Source organism: Streptomyces sp. NPDC054872 (assembly GCF_053610705.1).
In genome coordinates, this window is record NZ_JBSGYY010000076.1 from 1 (window position 1) to 9,141 (window position 9,141).

The following is a 9,141-nucleotide window of genomic DNA, read 5'->3' on the forward strand; positions in this document are numbered from 1 at the left end:
GCCATCAAGCACGAGGCCTGCCCCGGACCCCGCACGGGCCCCCACCAAGGGCGCCCGCCGCGCTGCACGCGGCGGGCCCCCTTCGACGTACTGCTTTGACGTACTGCCGGGCTACGCCCAGGTGATGAGCCGCTTGGGCTGCTCCAGGACCGCCGCCACGTCGGCCAGCACCTTGGAGCCGAGCTCGCCGTCGACCAGGCGGTGGTCGAAGGAGAGCGCGAGCGTCGTCACCTGACGCGGCTTGACCTTGCCCTTGTGGACCCAGGGCTGGAGCTTGATCGCGCCGACCGCGAGGATCGCGGACTCGCCGGGGTTCAGGATCGGCGTGCCCGTGTCGACGCCGAAGACGCCGACGTTCGTGATCGTGACCGTGCCGCCCTGCATCGCGGCCGGCGACGTCTTGCCCTCACGAGCCGTGGACACCAACTCGCCGAGCGAATCGGCCAGTTCGGGCAGGGTCTTGGCCTGCGCGTCCTTGATGTTCGGCACGATCAGGCCGCGCGGCGTCGCGGCGGCGATGCCCAGGTTCACATAGTGCTTCTGGACGATCTCCTGGTTCGCCTCGTCCCACGCCGCGTTGACGTCCGGGTTGCGCCGGATCGCCACGAGCAGCGCCTTGGAGATCAGCAGGAGCGGGTTGACCCGCAGGCCCGCGAACGCCTTGTCCTGCTTGAGTTCCTCGACCAGCTTCATCGTCCGCGTCACGTCCACCGTCACGAACTCCGTGACGTGCGGTGCCGTGAAGGCCGAGCCGACCATCGCCTGGGCGATGGCCTTGCGGACGCCCTTGACGGGGATACGGGTCTCGCGGACGCCGGCGCCGACCGCGGGGGCGACTGCTCCGGCGGTGGAGTCCTCGACGGAGGCGGGGGCCTCGGCCGGCACCTGGTCCGGCGCGGACGCCGGGGCCGGGGCGGAGGCGTTGGCCGAGGTGGCGGCCTGGGCCACCGCCGCGTGCACGTCCTCGCGCGTGATGATCCCGTCGGTGCCGGACGGGACGATGGCCGTGAGGTCAACTCCCAGGTCCTTGGCGAGCTTGCGCACCGGCGGCTTCGCCAGCGGCCGGCTGCCCGCGGGGGCGGCGGCCGCGGCGGCGGGCGCGGCGGCTGCGGGCGCGGGCGCGGCGGCTGCCGAGCCGGAGCCGTTCAACTCGGCCTGGACCGCTGCCGCGTAGTACGTCCCGGCGGCCTCCGCCTGCTCCGAAGCAGCCTTGCGCGCGCGGCGCTTCGTCGAGGACTCGGCGACCCCGTAGCCCACGAGCACGGGCTGCCGGCCCTCGGGAGCGGGCTCCTCGGCAGAGGCTTCCGCGGCGGGAGCCTCCTGCACCGGGGCTGCGGCTTCGGCGGGAGCGGCGGCCTCGGCTGGAGCCGCGGTCCCAGCGGACGCGGCGGCCTCAGCGGGCGTGCTTCCGCCGGACACGTCCACCGAGATGATCACCTGGCCGACATCGACCGTGGTGCCCTCCGGGAAGCGCAGTTCGCTCACGACACCGTTGAACGGGATGGGCAGTTCGACGGCGGCCTTGGCCGTCTCGACCTCGCACACCACCTGCCCGTCGGTGACCGTGTCGCCCGGCGCCACGAACCACTTGAGGATCTCTGCCTCGGTGAGCCCCTCGCCCACGTCGGGCATCTTGAACTCGGCGAGCGCGGCACTTGTCATCGTCGTCACGACCCTCTCCCTCAGTACGCCAGCGAGCGGTCGACGGTGTCGAGCACCCGGTCGAGTCCCGGCAGGTACTCCTCTTCCAACCGCGCCGGCGGATACGGCGCGTGGAAACCGCCGACCCTCAGCACGGGAGCTTCGAGGTGGTAGAAGCACCGCTCGGTGATGCGCGCCGCGATCTCCGCGCCCGCACCCAGGAAGACGGGGGCCTCATGGACCACGACGAGCCGCCGCGTCTTCTCGACCGAGGCCTGCACCGCGTCGAAGTCCATCGGCGACATGGACCGCAGGTCCACGACCTCGAGGGACTTGCCCTCTTCGGCGGCGGCCGCCGCCGCCTCCAGACAGACCTTCACCATCGGGCCGTACGCGACGAGCGTCAGGTCCGTGCCCTCGCGGGCGACCCGGGCCTTGTGCAGCGGCGCCGGGATGGCGTCCGTGTCGACCTCGCTCTTGTCCCAGTAACGCCGCTTCGGTTCGAAGAAGATCACCGGGTCGTCGCTCTGGATGGCCTGCTGCATCATCCAGTAGGCGTCCGACGAGTTCGACGGCGAGACGACCTTGAGCCCTGCCACGTGCGCGAACAGCGCCTCGGGCGACTCGCTGTGGTGCTCGACGGCGCCGATGCCGCCGCCGTACGGAATGCGGATGACGACCGGCATCTTGATCTTGCCGAGCGCGCGGGCGTGCATCTTCGCGAGCTGCGTGACGATCTGGTCGTACGCCGGGAAGACGAAGCCGTCGAACTGGATCTCCACCACCGGGCGGTAGCCCCGCAGGGCCAGGCCGATGGCCGTGCCGACGATGCCCGACTCGGCGAGCGGGGTGTCGATGACCCGGTCCTCGCCGAAGTCCTTCTGCAGCCCGTCCGTCACCCGGAAGACGCCGCCGAGCTTGCCGACGTCCTCGCCCATGATGAGGACCTTGGGGTCGGTGTCGAGCGCCGTACGCAGCGATTCGTTGATCGCTTTGGCAAGGGGAAGCTTCTGTACGCCCATGGTCACTTACCGCCTTCGTCCGCGAACGAGGCCTGGTACGCGGCGAACTGCGCGCGCTCCTCGTCGACCAGCGCATGCCCGTCCGCATACGCGTTCTCGAAGATCGCCATCAGATCCGGATCCGGCATCGCCCGCACCACCTCTCGCACTCGCTTTCCCAACGCTTCGCTCTCCGCCTCGAGTTCCGCGAAAAATCCCTCATCAGCGTGACCTTCGGACTCGAGATAGGTCCGCAGGCGCAGGATCGGGTCCTTGGCCTCCCAGGCCTCGCGCTCGTCGTCGTTGCGGTACTTGGTCGGGTCATCGGACGTGGTGTGCGCGCCCATGCGGTAGGTGAACGCCTCGATGAGCGCCGGCCCCTCGCCCGTACGCGCCCTCTCCAGGGCCCACTTGGTGACGGCGAGCACGGCGAGCACGTCGTTGCCGTCGACCCGCACACCCGGGAAGCCGTAGCCCTGCGCGCGCTGGTAGAGCGGCACCCGGGTCTGCTTCTCGGTGGGCTCGGAGATCGCCCACTGGTTGTTCTGGCAGAAGAACACGACGGGAGCGTTGTAGACCGCGGAGAAGGTGAACGCCTCGGCGACGTCGCCCTGGCTGGAGGCACCGTCCCCGAAGTACGCGATCACGGCCGAGTCCGCGCCGTCCTTGGCGACGCCCATGGCGTAGCCGGTGGCGTGCAGGGTCTGCGAGCCGATGACGATCGTGTAGAGGTGGAAGTTGTTGGTGTTCGGGTCCCAGCCGCCGTTGTTCACGCCGCGGAACATGCCGAGCAGGTTCGTCGGGTCCACCCCGCGGCACCAGGCGACGCCGTGCTCGCGGTAGGTGGGGAAGACGTAGTCGTCGTCGCGCGTGGCACGGCCGGAGCCGATCTGGGCGGCCTCCTGGCCGAGCAGCGACGCCCACAGGCCCAGCTCGCCCTGGCGCTGCAGGGAGGTGGCCTCGGCGTCGAAACGGCGGGTCAGGACCATGTCGCGATACAGGGCGCGCAGCTCGTCGGCGGTGATGCCCGCGACGTACGAGTCGTACTCGGCATTCTTGACCCGCTTGCCCTCAGGGGTCAGCAGCTGGACAAGCTGGGGTTCCGTGCTTTTCTTCGGCGCGGCCTTCTTGGCGCTTGCGCGCTTGCCGCCGCTGGTAGTGCTGCGGCGCGGTGTGCGCGCGGCGGTGCTCTCCACGGTCACGTGTGCTCCTCCGTCGGTCCGGCCCCCGGGATTACCGGGTAAGCCAGTGCGGCTCGCCTGATCCGTGCCCGCGCACGGGGTGGGTGCGACTCGGCCGGGAACAGGCGTGACAGGTGCCCCGGCGAGCGCCCTGCACAATGCACGTTACCCAGTGCTTCCCATTTCTGTGAAACCCCATCTGACCTGCGAATTTGCTTGGATTTCCAAGTATCTGACTGCTTGGATTACCGAGTAAATCCAGAAAGTCGGGAACAGTTCCTGGTCACAGCACTGATCACAGCCTGGCAGGGGGCCGGAACACCGGCACGTTATCCCGGCCACCCCGCGCACGGGAAGAGTTCAGCTCAGGCAGCGGGAGAGATCGTGTGTGAGACTGACTCCGTGCGCGAAGACCGAAAAATTACGGTATTTCTCCTCGACGACCACGAAGTGGTGCGGCGAGGAGTCCATGAGCTGCTCTCCGTGGAGTCCGACATCGAGGTCGTCGGAGAGGCCGGAACAGCGGCGGACGCCCTGGTCAGGATCCCGGCGACACGGCCGGACGTGGCCGTTCTCGACGTGCGTCTGCCGGACGGCAGCGGCGTGGAGGTCTGCCGCGAGATCCGTTCCCGGAACGAGGACATCAAATGCCTGATGCTCACCTCGTTCGCGGACGACGAGGCTCTCTTCGACGCGATCATGGCGGGCGCCTCCGGCTATGTCCTGAAGGCCATTCGCGGCAATGAACTCCTCTCCGCCGTACGTGATGTGGCCGCGGGAAAGTCCCTGCTCGACCCCGTCGCCACGGCCCGCGTCCTGGAACGGCTGCGCGACGGAAACACCCCCAAGGGCGACGACCGGCTGTCGAACCTCACGGACCAGGAGCGGAAGATTCTCGACCTGATCGGCGAGGGTCTGACCAACCGGGTGATCGGCGAACGTCTGCACCTCGCCGAAAAGACGATCAAGAATTACGTCTCCAGCCTGCTCTCCAAGCTCGGCATGGAGCGCCGCTCCCAGGCGGCCGCCTACGTGGCCCGTATGCAGGCCGAACAGCAACACTGACGCTTTTCGTCACGGTGCGTAGCTATTCGTGATCGGAAACGGGACTTACGTCCCCGTCCCCTAGGGGCGGGATCCCCTTCCCCGGCCCCCCGCCGGTGCCAGAGGGTGGACGCATGCCCTCCGACGCTCAGGAACAGGACGACCGGCTCGCCTTCGAACTGCTCGGCCGCACCGACTACGGCCGGGTCGCGACCAGCATGCGCGCGCTGCCCTTCCTCGCCGCGGCCCGCCACGTCGTCGTGGACGGGCGGATTCTGCTGCGGATGCACAAGGGGTACGGGTACCACGAGGCCTGCATCGGCAGCGTCGTCGCCTACGGGGCGGACAATCTCAGCGCCGAGACCGCGCGCACGGGGCAGTGGACCGTGCAGTTCGTCGGCCTGTGCGAGGCCATCGAGCCGACCACCGCCGAACTGGAACTCTTCGGCCCGGGCCCGCATTACGTGGACGGCGAGCTCTACGACCCGGTCTACCTGCGCATAGAGCCGCAGCTTGCCACGGTGCACACCCTGCACGGCGGCCGGCGGCGAGAGCCGCAGCGCAGCTTCTCGACGAGTGCCCCCGCCAGATAAGGCAGTGCCAGATAAGGCAGTGCAGAACGAGCACGCGCGCGTGGTGCCCTTTCCGGGGCTCCACGCGCGCGTGCGTCTCGTCGATGAGCTGTGCGGCTCGGCTCAGCCTTCGGCGCCGCTGTTGGCCTCGCCCTCCGTGCCGCCGTTCGTCGCCGGCGACTCGTCACCGCCATCGGTGGGGGTGGGGTCGTCGGTCGGCGTCGTCGGGTCGTCCGTCGGCTCGGTGGGCTCGTCCGTCGGCTCCGTCGGCTCGTCCGTCGGCTGGCTCTCGGTGGGCGTCGTGGGAGCCGTCGGGCCGGTGGTGTTCGGCTGCTCCGGCGTCCAGTCGCCCTGACCGCCGGACCCGTCACCGGGCGTCGCGGTGTCGTCCGAGGTCTCCTCGTCCGCGCTCTTGCTCGGCTTCTTGGTCTCCGACTGCTTCGTCGGCGCCTTGGTCGGCGTGTCCTTGTCCTTCGTCTTGTCGTCGGCCGCCGACAGCGCGAACGCCACACCCACGGCGATCGCGATGATCGCGAGCACGACGAGGATCCACGCCTTGCCCCGGCCGCCGCCCTTGCCGTCGCGGTGACCGCCCTCGAAGCCGCCGTCGTCGCCGCCCGGCGGACGCAGCATGGCGCCCGGGATCTGCGCGGTGCCGGAGTCGCCCGGGTGTTGCATCGCGGCGGCGCCCGAGACGCCCATCGCCGGGGTGCTGCCGCCCTCGTGCATGCCCGCGACATCGACGGGGCCGGTGTTCCAGGTCCCGGTGTGGCTGCCCTGCTCGTGCAGCATCTGCAGCCCGTACTGGACCAGGCCGCGCATCTCCTCGGCCGTCTGGAACCGGTCGTCCGGGTCCTTGGCGAGCGAGCGCATCACGAGGCCGTCCAGCTCCGGCGGCGCCGCGTCCGAGGTCTCGGACGGCGGGACCGGGATGTCCTGGACGTGCTGGTACACGACGGAGAGCGGCGTCTCGCCGGTGAACGGGGGCCGCAGCGCGAGGAGTTCGTAGAGCAGACAGCCGGTCGCGTACAGGTCGGAACGGTGGTCGACGGCCTTGCCGAGCGCCTGCTCCGGGGAGAGGTACTGGGGCGTGCCCATGACCATGCCGGTCTGGGTCATCGTCGACTGGGCGCCGTGCAGCGCACGGGCGATGCCGAAGTCCATCACCTTGACCGCGCCGGTGTTGGTGATGATCACGTTCGCGGGCTTGATGTCGCGGTGCACGATGCCGTGCTGGTGCGAGTACGCGAGCGCCTCGAGCACCCCGGAGACGATGATCAGGGCCTGCTCGGGACCCGGCGCCTCCGCGTTGAGCAGCAGATCGCGGATCGTCCGGCCCTCGACGATCTCCATGACGATGTACGGGACGACACTCGGCCCGACGGCGTCCTCACCGGAGTCGTAGACCGCCACCACGGCGTGGTGGTTGAGCCCCGCCACCGACTGGGCCTCGCGCGTGAAGCGGGCCTTGGAGACCGGGTCCTCGGCGAGGTCGGAGCGGAGCAGCTTGACGGCGACCGTACGGCCGAGTCGTACGTCCTCGGCCGCGAACACCTCGGCCATGCCGCCTCGGCCGAGTCTGTGGGTCAGTCGATACCGGCCATCCCCTACAAGCCCGCCGTTGCCCCACAACTCGGGCGCATCTGACATACCGCCGCCAGTCGCCTCGGGGTCGGACGGGCCCTGAGCGCGCTGCGTCTGTGCCATCAGTCCTCGCCGTCGTTTCTGGTCGTGGTGCTCGGTGGTACCGGGGGAACCCCGCCGGGCCACGCTACAGCCTTCGCGCGGCACGGCGGTTCGAGGTGGACCGGACATCAAACCCGCCGAGTGCCCCCGCGCGCAAACTTGTAACGCTTCCGAGACGCTTCTTGCGCGTACGGTCACGGAACGGGCATCGAGCTTGACGTGTCGGTGCCCTCGGGCAGACTTGGCCAGGAATAGCGGGAATCGATCACCGATCGCGGAGCCGTCCGGCACACCGCGCCGATGGGGGACGCACGACATGAGCAGCCAGGACGGCGCACAGGGACGGTATGCGGGGCGCTCGCTGGCCGGTGGCCGGTACCAGCTGCGCGATCTTCTCGGTGAGGGCGGCATGGCCTCCGTCCACCTGGCGTACGACTCCGTGCTCGACCGTCAAGTCGCGATCAAGACGCTTCACACCGAGCTCGGCCGCGAGCAGTCCTTCCGCGAGCGCTTCCGCCGCGAAGCCCAGTCGGTGGCCAAGCTCACGCACACGAACATCGTCTCGGTCTTCGACACCGGCGAGGACGAGCTGGACGGCGCGACGATGCCGTACATCGTCATGGAGTACGTGGAGGGCAAGCCGCTCGGCTCCGTGCTCGACGCGTCCGTCACCCAGTTCGGCGCGATGCCGACCGACCAGGCGCTGAAGATCACCGCCGATGTGCTCGCCGCTCTCGAGATCAGCCACGAGATGGGCCTGGTCCACCGCGACATCAAGCCCGGCAACGTGATGATGACGAAGCGCAACGTCGTCAAGGTCATGGACTTCGGCATCGCCCGCGCCATGCAGTCCGGCGTCACCTCCATGACGCAGACCGGCATGGTCGTCGGCACCCCCCAGTACCTCTCGCCGGAGCAGGCGCTCGGCCGCGGCGTGGACGCCCGGTCCGACCTCTACTCCGTCGGCATCATGCTGTTCCAGCTGACCACCGGGCGGCTGCCCTTCGAGGCGGACTCGCCGCTGGCCATCGCGTATGCGCACGTCCAGGAGGAGCCGGTCGCTCCGTCCTCGATCAACCGCTCGCTGCCGCCCGCGGTCGACGCGATCGTCGCCCGCGCGCTGAAGAAGAACCCGAACGAGCGCTTCCCCACGGCCGAGGCGATGCGCGACGAGTGCCTGCGCGTCGCCCAGTCCCTGCAGGCGGCCGCGCCGAGCATCGTGCCGGGCGCCCAGACCGCGAGTGGCGCGGGCGTCGGCGCCGCGGTCTTCCCGCCGGTCGACTCCTCGCTCCCGCAGCAGGGCGGCGTCCAGACGCCGTACCAAACGGGTCCGTACGGCCCGCCCACCCCGGCCCCGGGCCCCGTCACCCCGGGCTACGGCTACCCGCAGCAGGGCGGCTACCCGACCCCGGCGCCCACCAACGCGTACGCCCCCCAGGCCTCGCAGACCCCGCCCCCGTACACGCTCTCGCCGCAGCAGTCGCAGACCTCGGTGCAGGGCGGCGGCTCAGGATCGGGCGGCAAGCGGAACATGCCGGTGATCGTCGGCTCGATCGTCGTCGCGCTGCTCGCCATCGGCGGCCTGATCACGGCCATGTCGTTGAGCGGTGGCGACGACGACAAGGGCGACAAGGCCAAGGAGTCGGCCGCGCCGGTGGCAGGGTACCGGGGCCCGGACCGGTCGAAGACGATCGAGACCGAAGAGTGCCTCGAACCCGACACGGCGTACAACGACGAGACCAAGATCAAGGTCCCTGACTTCACCTTCAGGGACTGGCGCTCGGTGCAGAAGTGCCTGCAGGCGGCCGGCTGGCAGTTCGACAAGCGCACGATGGACGAGAACACCTATGGGAAGGACACGGTCATGATGCAGTCCCCCAAGGAAGGCTCCGACATCGACCCGGACGACGTGAAGATCGAGTTCACCCTCTCCACGGGCAACCCGGCCTGACGCGGTCGCGGTAACCGACGTAATCGACATAATCGACGCGAAGGGCCCGGTCACCTCGTGACCGG

General features: G+C 69.6%; 7 protein-coding genes. 3 read left to right on the forward strand and 4 right to left on the reverse strand.

Annotated features, from left to right (window positions below):
- Positions 1–111: 111 nt before the first annotated feature.
- From ACWGIH_RS43070 to pdhA, 3 genes are read right to left on the reverse strand one after another with little or no spacing between them, the layout of a single operon-like run.
- Entirely contained in the window at positions 112–1,671 is a 1,560-nt protein-coding gene (locus ACWGIH_RS43070) for a dihydrolipoamide acetyltransferase family protein (RefSeq protein ID WP_453451387.1), read from the reverse strand.
- An 11-nt stretch (positions 1,672–1,682) separates the two neighbouring features.
- Positions 1,683–2,663 carry an alpha-ketoacid dehydrogenase subunit beta gene (locus ACWGIH_RS43075; RefSeq protein WP_453451386.1) on the reverse strand — a complete coding sequence of 327 codons (981 nt, stop codon included), beginning with the start codon at positions 2,661–2,663 and terminating at the stop codon, positions 1,683–1,685.
- A 2-nt stretch (positions 2,664–2,665) separates the two neighbouring features.
- Entirely contained in the window at positions 2,666–3,844 is a 1,179-nt protein-coding gene (gene pdhA, locus ACWGIH_RS43080; RefSeq protein WP_453451385.1) for a pyruvate dehydrogenase (acetyl-transferring) E1 component subunit alpha, read from the reverse strand.
- 381 nt (positions 3,845–4,225) lie between these two features.
- Here pdhA and ACWGIH_RS43085 point away from each other — a divergent pair, with 381 nt between their 5' ends.
- Together ACWGIH_RS43085 and ACWGIH_RS43090 are read left to right on the forward strand one after the other, a co-directional pair.
- The gene (locus tag ACWGIH_RS43085) at positions 4,226–4,888 is read left to right on the forward strand and encodes a response regulator (RefSeq protein ID WP_453451384.1); all 663 of its coding nucleotides are present in this window, start codon (positions 4,226–4,228) and stop codon (positions 4,886–4,888) included.
- A 113-nt stretch (positions 4,889–5,001) separates the two neighbouring features.
- Positions 5,002–5,460, forward strand: a complete 459-nt coding sequence (locus ACWGIH_RS43090; RefSeq protein ID WP_453451383.1) for a pyridoxamine 5'-phosphate oxidase family protein — start codon at positions 5,002–5,004, stop codon at positions 5,458–5,460.
- A 102-nt stretch (positions 5,461–5,562) separates the two neighbouring features.
- On the opposite strand, the gene ACWGIH_RS43095 is transcribed toward ACWGIH_RS43090, so the two are convergent.
- Complete coding sequence (locus ACWGIH_RS43095; protein WP_453451382.1) at positions 5,563–7,146, reverse strand: protein kinase domain-containing protein; 1,584 nt, start codon at positions 7,144–7,146, stop codon at positions 5,563–5,565.
- 295 nt (positions 7,147–7,441) lie between these two features.
- Here ACWGIH_RS43095 and ACWGIH_RS43100 point away from each other — a divergent pair, with 295 nt between their 5' ends.
- On the forward strand, positions 7,442–9,076 hold the full coding sequence (locus ACWGIH_RS43100) for a protein kinase domain-containing protein (protein ID WP_453451381.1): 1,635 nt from the start codon (positions 7,442–7,444) through the stop codon (positions 9,074–9,076).
- The last annotated feature ends 65 nt before the right edge of the window (positions 9,077–9,141 follow it).

Bases quoted from the DNA above. Each gene is read 5' to 3' on its own strand.
- ACWGIH_RS43075 (WP_453451386.1), bottom strand. From the start codon at position 2,663: ATGGGCGTACAGAAGCTTCCCCTTGCCAAAGCGATCAACGAATCGCTG.
- ACWGIH_RS43090 (WP_453451383.1), top strand. From the start codon at position 5,002: ATGCCCTCCGACGCTCAGGAACAGGACGACCGGCTCGCCTTCGAACTG.
- ACWGIH_RS43095 (WP_453451382.1), bottom strand. From the start codon at position 7,146: ATGGCACAGACGCAGCGCGCTCAGGGCCCGTCCGACCCCGAGGCGACT.
- ACWGIH_RS43100 (WP_453451381.1), top strand. From the start codon at position 7,442: ATGAGCAGCCAGGACGGCGCACAGGGACGGTATGCGGGGCGCTCGCTG.